A 14635-nucleotide genomic window follows, 5' to 3' on the forward strand; every position below is an offset into this window, starting at 1 on the left:
ACGCGCCGGTACGCGCCCCCGACACGCACGGACGCGCACGGGCGCGCACCCCCTAATTTTTGGCATGGACACTTCCTGTCAACGCGCGTAGGTGGTACGAAAGTTGAAGCAGAAACCCTGCTATAGGGAGGTTCCATGAGACGTTCCCGAATTACGGCATACGTGACCTCACTCCTCTTCGCCGTCGGCCTGACCCTCACCGGGGCGGCATCGGCGCAGGCGTCCTCGTCCGCGGCCACCGGCTACGTGGCGCTCGGCGACTCCTACTCCTCGGGCGTAGGCTCCGGGAGTTACATCAGCTCCAGCGGCGACTGCAAGCGCAGCACCAAGGCCTACCCGTATCTCTGGGCGGCCGCCCATTCACCCTCGTCGTTCAGCTTCACCGCCTGCTCGGGCGCTCGTACGGGTGATGTCCTCGCCAACCAGATGGGCCCGCTCAGCTCCTCCACGGGCCTGGTCTCCCTCTCCGTCGGCGGCAACGACGCGGGCTTCTCCGACGTCATGACGACCTGTGTGCTCCAGTCCGAGAGCTCGTGCCTGTCCCGCGTCGCCACGGCCAAGGCGTACGTCGACTCGACGCTCCCCGGCAAGCTCGACTCCGTCTACTCGGCGATCAGCGCGAAGGCCCCGTCGGCCCACGTGGTCGTGCTGGGCTACCCCCGCTTCTACCAGCTCGACGGCAGCTGCCTGGCCGGACTCTCGGAGAACGAGCGGTCCGCCATCAACAGCGCCGCCGACTACCTGGACAGCGCGACCGCCCGGCGTGCGGCCGCCCACGGCTTCACCTTCGGGGATGTCAGGGGCACCTTCAGCGGCCACGAGATCTGCTCCGGCAGCGCCTGGCTGCACAGCCTCAACTGGCTGAACATCGGCGAGTCGTACCACCCGACCGCGTCCGGCCAGTCGGGCGGCTACCTGCCCGTCCTCAACGCCTCGGACTGACGGCACCGTCCGGCGCGAGCCCGTACGAGGAAGCCGAAGCGGAGGCCCCGTCCGTCGGGGTCTCCGTTTCGCACGTCACGGTGAACGCGACCGCGTTCGACGTGGCGTGCACCGGGGAGCGCACCTCGACGCCGATCGAGTCGTGATACGTCCCCGCCGTGTCGTACGCCGTCACCGCGACCGTCCTTAGCCGGGTCCGTCCGCCGTCGGCGGGGAAGGACAGCGTCTTCCAGCCCGCGTCCGACACCTCGCCCTCCCGGACCACCCAGCGGTAGCCGACCTCCGCCGGCAGCCGGCCGACCGTGAAGGTCGCCGTGAACGAGGGCGCCCGCGTCCCGGGCGGCGGACAGGACCCGGAGTACTCGGTGTGCGAGCCGGTGACCGAGACCCGGACGGTCTGCACCGGCGGAGTGGCCGCGTGCCCGCCGCCGCCCACGCCGTCGGAAGAGGCGCCCGCGGCCGTACCGTCCCCGCCGGCCTTCCCGCCCCCGCCGTCTCCCTTGTCCCCGCCTCGCGGACTGCCGCGGTCCGCGCTCGCGCCGGTGCCGCCGCTGCCCGCGGAGGGGTCCTCGCCGCCCCCGCCGCCGCGGTCCACCAGGGCGTACGTCAGCCCGGCCAGTGCCAGGGCAAGCGCGGCGAGACCGGCGACCACCGCGAGGACCGCGCGGCGGTCACGTCGTCCGGGCTCCCGCGCGGTCGTGGTGGACCCGGAGGGCAGGGGCGCGCCGACGGGCGAGGGGCGGGCCGGGGTGCCCGGCCGACGCGGCGTCTGCGGCGTCTGCGGCGTCTGCGGCGTCTGCGGGAAGGCCCCGACCGTCGGCGTGTACGAGCCGCCCGGCGGCGCGTCCGCGCGCGGCGCGCCGCCCGCGCCGACGATCCGCAGCTCCTCCTCCGCGCGCTCCGCGCCCGTCCGCTCGGCAGGGTCCTTGCGCAGCAGCCCCTCGACGACCGGTCCGAGCGGGCCCGCCCGGCGCGGCGGCGGAAGCTCCTCGTCCACGACGGCCCGCAGGGTGCTCAGCGGAGTGTCCTGCCGGAACGGCGAGTTGCCCTCCACCGCCGCGTACAGCAGCACGCCCAGTGACCACAGGTCGGACTCGGGGCCCGGCGTGCGGCCCAGCGCCCGCTCCGGAGCGAGGAACTCGGGGGAGCCGATCACCTCGCCGGTCATGGTCAGTGCCGAACTGCCCTCGACCGTGGCGATCCCGAAGTCGGTGAGGACGACCCGCCCGTCGTCGGCGATCAGGACGTTGCCCGGTTTGACGTCCCGGTGCAGCACGCCCGCCCCGTGCGCGGCGCGCAGGGCCGCCAGCACCTCGGCACCGATGTGCGCGGCGCGCCGCGGCGGCATCGGGCCCTCGGCGTCCAGCAGGTCGGAGAGGGTGAGCCCGCGGACCAGCTCCATCACGATCCACGGACGGCCCTCCTCGGTGGCGACGTCGTAGACCGTCACCACGTTCCGGTGGGAGATCCGCGCGGCGGCCCACGCCTCGCGCTCCAGCCGGGCGTACAGCCGCTCCACCTCGTACGAGGCGAGGCCGGCCGGCGCGCGTACCTCCTTCACGGCGACCTCGCGGTGCAGCACCTCGTCGCGAGCCCGCCAGACCGTGCCCATGCCGCCCTCGCCGAGCGGCGACAGCAGGCGGTAGCGCCCCGCGACCAGACGATCGGCGCCCGGGTTTCCGGACATGTGCGTCCCCCCTTCGCATCCACGCGAATTCCTCCCAAATTAGCTCAACCGAGCGCGGTTGCCGCCCCCCTGAACAGCAATCCGGCACCCAGCGCCACGACGACGCACGCCGACCCCATCGGAGCGGCCCTGCGCATCAGGGCCGCCACCGGTCCGCCCGTCCACCGCGGGCGCCCGTCGAGCAGCCGCCTCAGCCCGCCTCCCGCCTTGACCACGGCGAACCCCGCCGCCGTCAGGGTGAGCGCGAGCCCGGCGCCGTAGGCGAGCACCAGCAGGAACCCGAACCACGCCTGCCCCAGCGCCGCGGCGCCGACGAGCACGACCACCGCGGAGGGGCTGGGGACGAGTCCGCCGGCGAAACCGAGCAGGATCGTGCCGCGCAGGGTGGGAGCGATGGGATGCGTGTGCGTGTGTCCGCCGTGGGTGTGCGCGTGGCCGTGTTCGCTGCCGTGTTCGTGGCCGTGCTGGTGCTGGTGTTCGTGCTGGTGCGCGTGGCCGTGCCCGTGGGTCCGGTTCCGCCAGGCGCGGCGGACGAGCGTGGCGCCCGCCACCGTCACCAGGACGCCGCTGCCGACGCCCAGCCAGGCGATCACGGAGGGCGCCGCGGACGAACCCGCCGCGACGAGCAGACCGAGGGCCACCACGCCAAGGGTGTGAGTGACCGTCACCGAGGCCGCCAGCGGCAGCACGTCGCGCAGTGTCGCGCCCCCGCGCGCCGCCGCTGTCGCCGCCATCAGCGTCTTGCCGTGCCCCGGTGCGAGGGCGTGCGCCGCGCCCAGGACGAGGGCCGCGCCGAACGCGAGGGCGGCGAAGGCGGGTGTCAGGTCGTGGCGGGCGACGAGGCGGTCCAGGGCGCGGGTCCAGCGGTCCGCGCCGCGCGGCAGCACGGAGGCGGCCGGCGCGTCCCTTCGGTCCGCGGCCGGCGCGGGGCCGCCCGCGTGCACCCGCAGGGCGGCGGAGGCGGTGTCGGCCGGCGAGGACAGCAGGTCCTTCGGGTACGAGGTGAGCCGCCGGGACACCGACGCCGCGGGCACGTCCGACGCGGCGAGCGTCATCCGGTCGCCGCGTGCGGTGATCTCCCGCCAGCCGGGCCCCCGCTGGGCGCCCGCGCCGCGGAACCGGACCGAGAACGCGTCCTTCCCCGGCAGCGGCGCGGTCAGCCGGCACTCCACCCGCAGCGTGTCCAGGCCCGCCTGGCCGGGCCGCACGCGCGCGTGGCTCGCGTCCACCGTGAGCCGGACCGCGCGGCCCCCGACGGTGACCTCGCTGCCGTGCGCGGCGCTCGCGCAGCGCTCCCGCGCCCAGCCGGTCAGGCCGAGTTCCCCGATCCGCGGCCCGGCCTGGGTCGCCGGGATCTCCGCCAGGTCCTCGACGTGGTCGACGCGCAGCCGTCCCGGGGCCACCTCCAGTCCGTCGTAGCGGTTGACGGTGAAGTTGCCCAGCGGATGCGCGCCCGCCGTCCCGGCGGGGACGAGCAGCAGCGCGCAGGCCGTCGTGAACACGGCCAGACAGGAGCCGAGCAGGCGGCGTGACGTCCGGCTCACTTCATCGCCTCCAGCGCGTCACGGGCCGCGCGGGCGCCGAGCGGTGAGAATCCGGGGTTGAGCTTCAAGGCCGCCTTCAGGGAGGACCGGGCGGCGCCGGTGCGGCCGGTGGCACGCTCGATGACGCCCCGGTGGTAGAGGAAGGCCGCGTCCCGGTAGCCGGTCGCCGCCGCCCGGCGTGCGTACGGGAGCGCCTTCTCGTCCTCGCCGTTCACATGGAGTGCCCAGGCGAGGGCGTCCGCCGTGTGCACGGTGTGCCGGCGGGCCCATTCGGCGCGGGCCGCGCGCAGGGCGGCCGCGCGGTCCCCGTGGTCGGCGGCGGCCATCGCCGTGTCGAGGTCGGCGTTCACGCCGTTCGCGCGGGCGAGCGCGGTCCAGGCGTCGACCAGCGCGTACTGCTCCCGGGCCTTCGCGCGGTCGCCGGACGCCTCGTACAGCTCGCCGAGTTGCACCAGGGGCTGGGGGAGCGGGTAGCGGTCGACGATCTGTTCGAGCCCGTGGACCGCCTGGGCGCGGTCGCCCCGCGCCGCCTGGGCGAGGGCCCGGCCCTGGAGCGCCGGAAGGTAGGTGTCGTCGGCGGCCAGGGCGCGCGCGTACATGCCGAGCGCGGTGGCGTGGTCGCCCTGGCGCCAGGCGAGCTGTCCGAGAGCCGTCGCCACGTACGCCACGTCGCCGGGCGCCGTCGCGGTGGACAGGGCCTGCTCCAGCACGCGGCGGGCGGTCCTCACATCGCCGCGCAGCTCGTGCACGTACGCGTACCGGGTGAAGACGGGGACGCCGGGACGCCGGCGGTCCGCCACGTCCGCGGCCTTCGACGCCTCGTCGTACCGGCCGAGTTCGACCAGCGCGTCGATGCGCGAGGACAGGGCGCGCTCGCTGTACGGGTTCTGCCGCAGCGCGCGCTCCGCGTACGCCAGTGCCTCCGGGAACCGGTGCCGGGCGGCGGCCAGGGCCGCACGTCCCGCCAGCGCCGGGTCGTTGTCCGGCCGCAGCGCGAGCGACCGCTTCAGCGCCCGTTCGGCCTGCGGATAGCGCGACGGGTCGCCGTGGGTGCGGGCCTGCTCGACGTAGGCCAGGCCGAGCGTCGCCCACGAGCCGTAGTCCTTCGGCTGGGCCTTCAGATGGGCCTGCAGGGAGCGGATGCCCGCGTCGAGGTCACCGCCGGCGAGCAGCCGCGGCGCGACGCCGGGCGCCGAGGCCGCCGGTGCCGTGCCGTCGTCACGGGCGCCCAGCGCGAACGAGCCGGCGGTGAGCGCGACGGCGAGCGCGGCCGCGCACCCGGCCAGCCGCACCGCCCTCCACCGGGCCGCCCGCCACCGGCCCGCCCCCCACCGCGCGCCCCGCCGTGCGTCCGTGGGAGCCCCGCGGTCCGCGGGGCCCGGCTGCTCCGCGGCAGCCGTGACGTCTTCGGCGTCCGCGGCGGCTGCGGTGTCCGTGTCGTCCGTGTCGTCCGTACGCGGGGACATGCCCTCTCCTCGGTCTTCCTGGTGACGGCGGTCGGTCGTCGGTGGGGTGAGGCGCGGCCCGCGCCTGTGGGGGTCGGTCGACACGGGCCGCGCCGGTTCGTGGGCCGGGGTCAGTACGCCCGGTTCATGCGCCGGCGCCACCACAGCGCCCCGCTGCCGATGAGCAGGAACCCGGCCGCGCCCGCCGCGGCGGAGGCCGCGATCAGTGTGGTGTCCGAGCCGCCGCCGGCCGCGGTCAGTCCGCCGCCCAGCTGGTTGCGCACGTCGTTGCCTGTGCCCTCGGCGACCTTGCCGCGCGAGCCGGCGGTGGGCTGCGCCAGATAGGGGAACGTGTGGCCGAACTTCTTGTCGTTCTTGTCGACCGCGTCGCCCAGGTCGTTCTTGGAGCCGACCAGTTCGCCCTCGACGACCTGGAGCGAGGCGTCGATCACGTCGTCGGTGAGGCGGCGCCCGTTCGGGAAGCCCGCGTTGTCACCGTCGAGCACGCCGAGCCGCTTGGGGTGGGCGGCGGGCTTGATCGACGTGTTGAGCCGCAGCTCCTCCGCCGGGCGGACGTGCGGCGGCCGGTTGAGGCCCTCCACGCCCTTGAGGAACACGTCGACCAGGTCGTTGCGGGGCTCGGCGGGTGCCTCGATCTTGTAGATCCCCTCGATGAGCTTCGGCAGCTCGGGGTTGGTGACGTTCTTCAGGAAGTCCGCGTCGTTCCACGGCGCGGAGGCGTTGAACCTGTCCTTGTCCTTCTGCGGGTTGACGACCTCGTTGACCAGCGGCATCCCGAGCCGCGACACCTGTGTCCAGTCGCCGTGCGCGTCCGCGCGCTGGGTGGTGGACCAGATCCCGACGACCGGCTGGTCGGCCGACTCGCGGATCATGTCGTTCGGCACCTGCAGGGCGATCGAGTTGACGTTGTAGCCCTTGAGCGTGTCCCGCCCGACCTCCGAGAGGTTCCCGCCGTACAGCAGGTCGAAGACGCGCAGGTCCAGGAAGAACGGGTCGTCGGCCTGCCCGGCGAACGTGGTGGCACCGCCCGCGAGTTCGTGGACGGCCTCGTCGCGCAGCTTCCCGTAACCGGGCATCGACGCCTTGCCGACGTTCGACGGCGCGACCGGCACGTCGTCGGCGACCTTCGTCCGCGACACCAGCTTCTGGTCGCGCAACCGCAGCAGGTCGATGTCGTACGTCTGCGTGATGTTCAGGTCCGGGTCGTCCAGAGCGGTGACCGGGCCGGTGTTGTACAGGAAGGTGTCACCGTTCTTGCGGTGCGTCCTGAACGTGTACCGGTAGATCAACTCGCCCTGCGCGTCACCGTCGTTGTCGATGTGCAGGTCGTACTGGGCGTCGTCCGCGAAGGTGAAGAAGTTCGGGCCGCCCGCGGGTTCCTCGAACGGTATCCAGTTCGCCACGATGGTCGTGGTGTCCGGCTTGTCGGGGCTCACGAACGCGTACACGTCCGTGTTGTCGTACTGGGGCTGACCCGAGATCAGCGGGGCCTCCCGGTGGCTGGAGGCGGCCGCCGCCCCCGGTTCCAGCGCGGTCACGCCGGCGGCGGCGAGCCCCCCGGCGGCCAGCGCACCACGGATGAGGGCCGCGAGATTCCCGCGTCCCGCGCCGCTCCTGGAGAAAGGTGTCATGCCGTCCGTCCTCACATCCCGATTGACTGACGAACGCCATTCGGAGCGGCCGCCGGGGTGGATTGGTCGCATCCCCCACGTTCTTACGGCGGCCCCCGGTCTTTGTTTCATCGCCCCGCGGCCCGCGTTTTCGGCCCGCTGATCCGTAACACCGTTCGACGGCGCGCGCGCCGCGAGGAGAAGAGAGCGACACAGGACGAGACGAGGCCCCGCGGCCGGAGGAGGGGGACGGGTGGAGGCGGAGGAACTCCTGGTGCTCGTGGCCGGAGGCGACCACAAGGCGTTCGAGGAGCTGTACGGACTGGTCTCCGGACCGGTGTTCGGACTGGTGCGCCGCGTCGTGCGGGACCTCGCCCAGTCCGAGGAGGTGGCCCAGGAGGTCCTGCTCGAACTGTGGCGCTGCGCCGGGCGCTTCGACCCCGGCCGGGGCAGCGCGCTGTCGTGGATCCTCACGCTCGCCCACCGCCGGGCCGTGGACCGGGTGCGCAGCGCCCGCGCGGCCGGCGAACGGGAGCAGCGCGAGGCCCGGCGCGCCCACCGCCCCGCCTTCGACCAGGTCGCCGAGGAGGTCGAGGCGGGACTCGAACGCGAATGGCTGCGCCGCTGTCTCGGCCGGCTCACCTCGCTGCAGCGGCAGTCGGTCACCCTCGCCTACTACGACGGCTACACCTACCGTGAGGTCGCCGAACGGCTCTCCCTGCCGCTCGGCACGGTGAAGACCCGGATGCGCGACGGCCTCACGCGGCTGCGCAACTGCCTGGGAGGGGCCGCATGAGCATCCTGGACCGGCTGCCGCGACGCGCGCTGCACTCGCTGGCCGCGCCGTACGCCCTCGACGCCCTCGAACCGGCCGAACGCCACCGCTTCGAGCGCCATCTGGCCGGCTGCGAGCGCTGCGCCGCCGAGGTGCGCGACCTGGCGGAGGACGCCGTGCGGCTGGCCTGGTCGCAGGCCGAACCCGCCCCGGCGTCGCTGCGCGACCGGGTGCTGACCGCCGTACGGACCACTCCGCAGGAGCCGCCCCCCGCCCGGGCGTCGCGCGCGCACGGCGGCCGGCCCGCCGCGCGCGCGGACGGGGCGGGAGTGGCGGCACGCGCGCGTGCGCCCCGCCTGCGCGTCCTGCTCACCCCGCTGGCCACCACCACGGCCGCCGCCGCCCTGGTCGTCGCCTCGCTCTTCGCCGTGCAGGCCGGCCGGACACAGGACACGCTGGACCAGGAGCGCGACCGGGCACGTGAGATCGCCCACGTTCTCGCGGCGCCCGACGCGCGGGCGTCCTCCGACCGGGACGCCAGGGGGCGCGGGATGGGGGTGATCTACTCCGCGTCCCAGGGGCGCGCGGTCGTCACCGTGAGCGGGCTCGGTGCACCACCGCGCGGGCACGTGCACCAACTCTGGCTCATGCGCCCCGCCGGGACACCACGCTCCCTGGGGCTCCTCGACGGCGACACGCCGCTGGTCGCCGGCGGTCTGCGGACCAGCGTGACGTCACTCGCCGTGACCGTGGAACCTGAGGGGGGCTCAGAGCGCCCCACCACCGCACCGGTTGTCCAACTCGCCCTGGAATCGGCAGGATTCGGAGAGTAATGGTCAACACCCTTGCGGGGAAGGTGAATCCTGTGACCGCGATACACGCGTGCCCCGGGGGGGCGATAGGGTTAGCCTGCCCGGGCCGGGTGGACTCGTACGGGTGGGGAGTGACATGGAACAGATAACAGTGCGCAGCAGGGCACGTGTCCCTGCGATCACGTGCGGGAGCAGTGCGACCAGCTCGCGCCTCGACCGCCATCTCTCGGTGCTGGGCGGTCCCGCCATACCGCAGCGTGAGACGGTCGAGGCGACATCGCTGATGCGCGAGCTCACCGCCCGTGACACCGCGCACGACCGCAGTGGCAGGGGTGCGCGGGTGCGGCGGGTGTCGCTCTTCGCGCCGCTCAGGCGCCTGCGCCGTTCGCTGTTCGGCAGCCACTGAGCAGCGCGGCCGGGCAGCCCCCGGTCCGCGCTCGGCCCACCACACCGTCCCGGTGCGGCGCTGCGATCCCCACGTCCGTCCTTCCCGCGACCCTCGCAGCGTCGCCCGGCACCGGCCCCCGCCCCGGCGGCGCTCGGCGCACCACCCTGTCCGCCGACGGCCGGGGCTCTCTCGCTCCCGCCTTCTCAGGCCACCACACCGTCCCGGCGCAGCCCGGCCAGCTCCTGTGCCGTCAGGCCCACGGACAGCAGCACCGGTTCGGTGTGCTCGCCCAGCCGGGGAACCGCCCCCATCCGGGCCTCGTCGCCGCCCGGCAGGGTGATCGGCGGCAGCAGCGCCCGCAGCGGACCCACCGGTGAACCCACCTCGCGCCACCGGTCCCTGGCCGCCAGTTGCGGGTGCTCCGCGACCTCCCGTACGTCCCTCAGGCGCGCGCAGGCGATCCCCGCGCCCTCCAGCCGGGCCACCGCCTCGTCGGCGTCCAGCGCGCCGAGCGCCTCCGCCACCAGCGCGTCGGTCCGCTCCCGGTTCGCGACCCGCGCCGCGTTCGTCGCACACGCCGGGTCGGATGCCAACTCCGGTTCCCCTATGACCTGTTCGGCCAGCCGTGCCCATTCCCGGTCGTTCTGCACGGAGAGCAGTACCCGTCCGCCGTCCGCCGTCGGATAGGCGTCGTACGGCGCGATGACGGCGTGCGCGAGGCCCGTGCGCACCGGTGGGGTCCCGCCGTGCATCGTGTGGTGCAGCGGGTGCCCCATCCTCCCCCAAGTTCTCGACTTCGCTCGAACAAGGGGGTACCCCCATGGCCGGCGCGTCCGGCATCGACACCTCCACGGGCCCGCCGCGTCCCGTGGTGCCCCGCCGCACCAGGGCCGCGAGGACACCGGAGAACGCGTACATGGCCGCCGCGATGTCGGCCGCCGGGATCCCCGCCTTCACCGGCTGCCCGGGCGTCCCCGTCACGGACACCAGCCCCGCCTCGCACTGCACGAGCATGTCGTACGCCCGCTTGTCCGCGTACGGACCCGAAGCCCCGTAGCCGGAGATGTCCACGGCGATCAGCCGGGGGTGCGTGGCGCACAGCGTGGCGGCGTCCAGGCCCAGCCGGGCCGCCGCGCCCCGGGCGAGGTTCTGCACGAAGACGTCGGCACCGGCGGCCAGGCGGTGGACGACGTCGAGGCCGCGCGGGTCCTTGAGGTCGAGGGCGACCGACTCCTTGCCCCGGTTGCACCACACGAAGTGGGAGGCGAGACCGCCCGCCGCCGTGTCGTAGCCCCGCGCGAAGTCCCCTCCGTCGACCCGCTCGATCTTGACCACCCGGGCGCCGAGATCGGCGAGCATGGGGGTCCCCCCTGTTCGAGCGAAGCCGAGAACGTGGGGGAGGGTGGCGAAGGGGGCCGAGACGGCCTGCTCGACGGCGACGACGGTGACGCCCTCCAACGGCGGCGGCTGGAGCGGCGGGAGCGGGGGCCGGGCGTGTGGCTGCATGCCGTGGATCATGTCCTCCGCCCGGCCCTTTGTCACCCGCCCGAGGTACCCGCCCCGGCTCCCGGCCTGGGCTCACCGCCCGCCGTGCGTGAACCGGCGTACGGCGAGCGGCAGGAACACCGCGATCAGGACCGCGCACCACGCGAGCGAACCGGCGACGGGGTGCGTCACGGGCCAGGCGCCCTCCGTGGGCACCGGGGCGTTCCCGAAGAGGTCGCGCAGGGCCGTGGAGACCGCGCTGATCGGGTTCCACTCGGCCAGGGTGCGCAGCCGGCCGGGGAGGTTGTCGGTGGGGATGTACGCGCTGGACAGCAGCGGCAGGAGGAACGTGGCGCCGCCGAGCTGGCCGGCCGCCTCCTCGTTGCGCGAGGCGAGCCCGAGCACGATGCCGATCCACGTGGTCGCGAACCGGAAGAGCAGCAGCAGCCCCACCGCGCCCAGCGCTCCGAGCGCGGACCCCTCGATCCGCCAGCCCACCGCGAGCCCGACCAGCATCAGCGGGACCGTCCCCGCGGCCGTGACGGCCAGGTCCGCGGCCGCCTGCCCCAGCGGCACCGCGACGCGGCTCACCGGCAGGGTGCGCAGGCGGTCCGTCACCCCGCGGTGGGAGTCCTGGGCCGCCTGGAACATCCCGGTCATGATCCCGTTCGCGGCGGTCGCCACCAGCAGCCCCGGCACCAGGAAGGTGCGGTACTCCTGCCCCGGCACGGCCAGGGCGCTGCCGAAGACGTAGCCGAAGAAGAGCAGCATGGTGACCGGCATGCTCTGGGTGAGGATCACCAGCCCGGGATTGTGCCGCAGGCGCCGGAGGTGGCGGCCCAGTATCGCGGCCCCGTCGTACGCGGGCGTGCTCATGCGGCACGCTCCCCGGAGCCCGTGGCGGCGCGGACGCGGAATCCCGGTCCGGTGGGTTCCCGCCCGGCCTCAGGCCGGTCGGTCAGCCGCAGGAAGACGTCGTCGAGCGTCGGCGGACGCAGACTCGCGTCCAGCAGCGGCACCCCCGCGGAGTCGAGGGCGCGCACGAGACGGGGGAGGGTCAGCGTCGGGTCGGTGGTGCTCGCGCCGACCGCGCACCGCTCCCGGTCGAGCACCGGCTCGGTGCCGGTGAGCCGGTCGAGGACGGCCGCCGCCCCCGGCATGGCGTCCGCGTCGGCGACGACGACCTCGACGTGCGAACCGACGAGCGCCTTCAGCGCGGCGGGCGAGCCGGTGTGGGCGATGCGGCCGCGGTCCAGCAGCGCGATGTCGTCGGCCAGCTGATCGGCCTCCTCCAGATACTGCGTGGTGAGCAGCACGGTCGTGCCCTCGTCCCTGAGGTCCCGCACGCGCTCCCAGATGTGCCGTCGGCTGTGCGGGTCGAGGCCGGTCGTCGGCTCGTCGAGGAAGAGGACCGCGGGCCGGGTGATCAGGCTCGCCGCGAGGTCCAGGCGGCGCAGCATGCCGCCCGAGTATCCGGAGGCGGGGCGGTCCGCCGCCTCGCCGAGGCCGAACAGGCCGAGCAGTTCGTCGGCGCGCCGGCGGCCGGCCGCGCCGCGCAGCCCGCGCAGCCGCGCGAACAGCCGCAGGTTCTCCCGCCCGGTGAGGTCGCCGTCGACCGAGGTCCGCTGCCCGGTGACGCCGATCGACCGGCGCACCGCGGCCGCCTCCCGTACGAGGTCGTGCCCGGCGACGCGCGCCGAGCCGGCGTCGGGACGCAGCAGGGTGGTGAGCAGTCCGACGGCGGTGCTCTTCCCGGCGCCGTTCGGCCCGAGCACCCCGCAGACCGTGCCCTCGGCGACCGCCAGGTCGAGGCCGCGCACGGCGGCCACCTCTCCGAAGCGCTTCTCCAGACCTTCACTAAGTACGGCGTACGTAGTTTCCATGCCCCGACCATAGCGCACTACGTACGGTGTACGTAACTACCATGGTCGAGAGGTGATCGACTCATGGCAGGGCGCAGCGCCGTACCCGAAGTGATCTGGGCCCGACCCGAGCGTGCGGGCCGTGGTCCGCGGCCCGCGTACAGCCGGGCGGACATCGCCGCCGCGGCGGTGCGGATCGCGGACGAGAAGGGACTCGACGCGGTCTCCATGCGGCACGTCGCGGCCGAACTCGGCTGCGGCACGATGTCGCTCTACAACTACGTGCCGCGCAAGGAGGACCTCCACGAGCTGATGGTCGACGCCGTCAGCGCCGAGCACGAGCTGTGGGAGCCGTCGGGCGACTGGCGTGCGGACATGCTGCGGGTGGCCGGCCAGACCCGGGCCCTGATGCACCGCCACACCTGGCTGCCGGGTCTGATGTCGGGGCTCTACGGCTTCAGCCCCAACGCCCTGCGCTACCTGGAGCACTGCCTCGCCTGCCTGGAACCCCTCGACACCACGTACGGCACGCGCATGGAACTGGTGGCCATGCTCAACGGCATGGTGACGGTCTTCGTCTCGAACGAACTGGCCACCGCCGAGCGCGCCCGCTCGCTGCCGTGGTCGGCGGAGCAGGAGAACGCGGTCCGCATCGCCTACCTGGGCGGCCAGGTGGCGAGCGGCGCCTATCCGCGGCTCGCGGCGGCCTTCACGGAGGATCCCGGGCCCATCGACATGGAGGCCGTCTTCCAGCGCGCGCTGGGCCGGGTGCTCGACGCGTTCGACCCCGCGGGATAGGACCCCGGCCTCAGGGCGCGGGGCGAGGGCGCACCTGTCTCAGAGCAGGGCGAACTGCCCGCCGGGGCCCTCCTCGCGGTGGTCGAGGACGGAGGCGGGCCTGCGCGCGGAGTCCGGTACCGGCAGAACGCCCGCCTCGCGCAGCGCGCTCGCCGTCACCGGCGTCCCGACGGTCAGCCCGGCCTGACGGGGCCGGAGTTCGGCGAGCAGCGCCAGCACCGTGACCAGCTCCAGGAGCTGCGAGGTCCACTCCTGCGGCCAGGCGGCGGGCCGCACGGCCTCCAGGGTGCCCGGCTGTGGCGTGACGGTCCTCGCCGCCAGCCACCGCTCCAGGACACGCACCCCGCCGGCCTCGAAGTCCCAGGCCGCGGAGGGGACCGGCGAGACGCGGCCGTCGTCGAGGTGGAGGGTCTCCTCGTCCGGGTCGTAGCGCACGGCGAGCGGCCGCGCCGGGAGCGGGGCGCGGACGTACGGGCGGCGGCCGCCGGGGAGTTTGGGGCGCTCGCCGTCGCGCCGCATCAGCCACAGCATCCGCCGGCCGAGTTCCACGCCGGACGACCAGACGTCCGGGTCGGCGGTGAGCGGCACCGCGCAGCCCGCGGGACCGGCGGTGGCGGCCGCCACGATCCATGCGAGCACGTCCCCGGCCGCGGGCCGGTGGCCGAGGAGGGTGCCGAGATGGGTGCGCAGGCCGGGGGCCAGATTGGGTTCGCTTCCGCCGGGGCGCCGGTACAGGGGGCGTACCCGGCCGGGCCGTACGGCGGAGGCGCGGCGCGGCCCCGGCACCGGCCGCGGGGGACCGACCGGCAGCACCGGCGTGACGAGCAGCGCGGGCCCCGGCGTCCCCGCGGCGGCCGGCTGCTCGACGGCGAACACCTGCCGTCCGTCCGCCACCCGCCACAGCTCCGGACGCGCGGCGTCGATCAGCCGGTGGTCGGGGATCAGCCACTGCTCGTCGAACGGTACGTGCGCCACCCGTACGGGCTCGGGGCAGGGTCCCGAGGCGTGCGCCAGCTTTCCCGTCCCGCCGCTGCGGCCCGGCAGCCGGGCGGGCGACGAGTGCAGGGTGCGCGCACGGGTCGGACCGAACAGCGCCTCCCGCTCGGCTCCCTCGGTCTTCACGAACGCGTCCCAGCGCGCCCGCAGGGACGCCGCGTCCGGACCCGTCGGCCACGCCCGCCCCAACCGGGGCGGTGCGACCGACCACGGCATGAGATCCGCCAGCAGCGGAGCGTCGTCGTGCGTCACGCCCGGCATCGTACGACG

Annotated in this window: 12 protein-coding genes and 1 pseudogene; 5 read left to right on the forward strand and 8 right to left on the reverse strand. The window is 74.6% G+C overall.

Translation table 11 applies throughout. The features are described 5' to 3' along the window. Positions 1-135 precede the first annotated feature (135 nt). Positions 136-942 carry a GDSL-type esterase/lipase family protein gene (locus ACFY93_RS03110; protein ID WP_391353070.1) on the forward strand — a complete coding sequence of 269 codons (807 nt, stop codon included), beginning with the start codon at positions 136-138 and terminating at the stop codon, positions 940-942. On the opposite strand, the gene ACFY93_RS03115 is transcribed toward ACFY93_RS03110, so the two are convergent. From ACFY93_RS03115 to ACFY93_RS03130, 4 genes are all read right to left on the reverse strand, one after another. Next, positions 926-2629 carry a protein kinase gene (locus tag ACFY93_RS03115; RefSeq protein WP_391353071.1) on the reverse strand — a complete coding sequence of 568 codons (1704 nt, stop codon included), beginning with the start codon at positions 2627-2629 and terminating at the stop codon, positions 926-928. The genes ACFY93_RS03110 and ACFY93_RS03115 overlap by 17 nt on opposite strands. 44 nt (positions 2630-2673) lie before the next feature. Then, positions 2674-4173, reverse strand: a complete 1500-nt coding sequence (locus tag ACFY93_RS03120) for a nickel transporter (protein ID WP_391353073.1) — start codon at positions 4171-4173, stop codon at positions 2674-2676. Beyond that, positions 4170-5639 (reverse strand): tetratricopeptide repeat protein, encoded by a 1470-nt coding sequence (locus ACFY93_RS03125; protein WP_391353074.1) that lies wholly within the window; start codon positions 5637-5639, stop codon positions 4170-4172. Before ACFY93_RS03125 ends, ACFY93_RS03120 begins: the two co-directional genes overlap by 4 nt. A gap of 110 nt (positions 5640-5749) precedes the next feature. Then, positions 5750-7270, reverse strand: coding sequence for a DUF4331 family protein (locus ACFY93_RS03130; protein ID WP_391353076.1), 1521 nt, complete (start codon positions 7268-7270; stop codon positions 5750-5752). Positions 7271-7502: 232 nt separating this feature from the next. On the opposite strand from ACFY93_RS03130, the gene ACFY93_RS03135 reads away from it, so the two are divergent. The 3 genes from ACFY93_RS03135 (at position 7503) to ACFY93_RS03145 (ending at position 9242) form a co-directional block, all read left to right on the forward strand. After that, the gene (locus ACFY93_RS03135) at positions 7503-8045 is read left to right on the forward strand and encodes an ECF RNA polymerase sigma factor SigK (protein ID WP_391353078.1); all 543 of its coding nucleotides are present in this window, start codon (positions 7503-7505) and stop codon (positions 8043-8045) included. After that, positions 8042-8857 carry an anti-sigma factor domain-containing protein gene (locus ACFY93_RS03140; protein WP_391353080.1) on the forward strand — a complete coding sequence of 272 codons (816 nt, stop codon included), beginning with the start codon at positions 8042-8044 and terminating at the stop codon, positions 8855-8857. The genes ACFY93_RS03135 and ACFY93_RS03140 overlap by 4 nt, the downstream gene beginning before the upstream one ends. 115 nt (positions 8858-8972) lie before the next feature. Next, positions 8973-9242 carry a hypothetical protein gene (locus ACFY93_RS03145; RefSeq protein WP_391353082.1) on the forward strand — a complete coding sequence of 90 codons (270 nt, stop codon included), beginning with the start codon at positions 8973-8975 and terminating at the stop codon, positions 9240-9242. A 185-nt stretch (positions 9243-9427) separates the two neighbouring features. Here ACFY93_RS03145 and ACFY93_RS03150 read toward each other — a convergent pair. The 3 genes and pseudogenes from ACFY93_RS03150 to ACFY93_RS03160 all read right to left on the reverse strand — a co-directional run bounded on the left by ACFY93_RS03150 (position 9428) and on the right by ACFY93_RS03160 (position 12592). Next, positions 9428-10742, reverse strand: a pseudogene (locus tag ACFY93_RS03150) (CaiB/BaiF CoA transferase family protein). Positions 10743-10802: 60 nt separating this feature from the next. Continuing rightward, positions 10803-11585 (reverse strand): ABC transporter permease, encoded by a 783-nt coding sequence (locus ACFY93_RS03155; protein WP_391353084.1) that lies wholly within the window; start codon positions 11583-11585, stop codon positions 10803-10805. Beyond that, on the reverse strand, positions 11582-12592 hold the full coding sequence (locus ACFY93_RS03160; protein ID WP_391353086.1) for an ATP-binding cassette domain-containing protein: 1011 nt from the start codon (positions 12590-12592) through the stop codon (positions 11582-11584). The genes ACFY93_RS03155 and ACFY93_RS03160 overlap by 4 nt, the downstream gene beginning before the upstream one ends. A gap of 63 nt (positions 12593-12655) precedes the next feature. On the opposite strand from ACFY93_RS03160, the gene ACFY93_RS03165 reads away from it, so the two are divergent. Beyond that, positions 12656-13369 carry a TetR/AcrR family transcriptional regulator C-terminal domain-containing protein gene (locus ACFY93_RS03165; RefSeq protein WP_391353088.1) on the forward strand — a complete coding sequence of 238 codons (714 nt, stop codon included), beginning with the start codon at positions 12656-12658 and terminating at the stop codon, positions 13367-13369. A gap of 39 nt (positions 13370-13408) precedes the next feature. Here the strand turns inward: ACFY93_RS03165 and ACFY93_RS03170 are convergent, their stop codons facing one another. Beyond that, a complete protein-coding gene (locus ACFY93_RS03170) occupies positions 13409-14626 on the reverse strand; it encodes a type ISP restriction/modification enzyme (RefSeq protein ID WP_391353090.1) in 1218 nt (405 codons plus the stop codon). Positions 14627-14635 lie beyond the last annotated feature (9 nt).

It is taken from the genome of Streptomyces sp. NPDC008313, assembly GCF_042956125.1.
Classification (GTDB): domain Bacteria; phylum Actinomycetota; class Actinomycetes; order Streptomycetales; family Streptomycetaceae; genus Streptomyces.

Coding starts and splice junctions, on each gene's coding strand:
- ACFY93_RS03145 (WP_391353082.1), top strand. CDS start 8,973: ATGGAACAGATAACAGTGCGCAGCAGGGCACGTGTCCCTGCGATCACG.
- ACFY93_RS03125 (WP_391353074.1), bottom strand. CDS start 5,639: ATGTCCCCGCGTACGGACGACACGGACGACACGGACACCGCAGCCGCC.
- ACFY93_RS03115 (WP_391353071.1), bottom strand. CDS start 2,629: ATGTCCGGAAACCCGGGCGCCGATCGTCTGGTCGCGGGGCGCTACCGC.
- ACFY93_RS03110 (WP_391353070.1), top strand. CDS start 136: ATGAGACGTTCCCGAATTACGGCATACGTGACCTCACTCCTCTTCGCC.
- ACFY93_RS03140 (WP_391353080.1), top strand. CDS start 8,042: ATGAGCATCCTGGACCGGCTGCCGCGACGCGCGCTGCACTCGCTGGCC.
- ACFY93_RS03155 (WP_391353084.1), bottom strand. CDS start 11,585: ATGAGCACGCCCGCGTACGACGGGGCCGCGATACTGGGCCGCCACCTC.
- ACFY93_RS03130 (WP_391353076.1), bottom strand. CDS start 7,270: ATGACACCTTTCTCCAGGAGCGGCGCGGGACGCGGGAATCTCGCGGCC.
- ACFY93_RS03170 (WP_391353090.1), bottom strand. CDS start 14,626: ATGCCGGGCGTGACGCACGACGACGCTCCGCTGCTGGCGGATCTCATG.
- ACFY93_RS03165 (WP_391353088.1), top strand. CDS start 12,656: ATGGCAGGGCGCAGCGCCGTACCCGAAGTGATCTGGGCCCGACCCGAG.
- ACFY93_RS03160 (WP_391353086.1), bottom strand. CDS start 12,592: ATGGAAACTACGTACGCCGTACTTAGTGAAGGTCTGGAGAAGCGCTTC.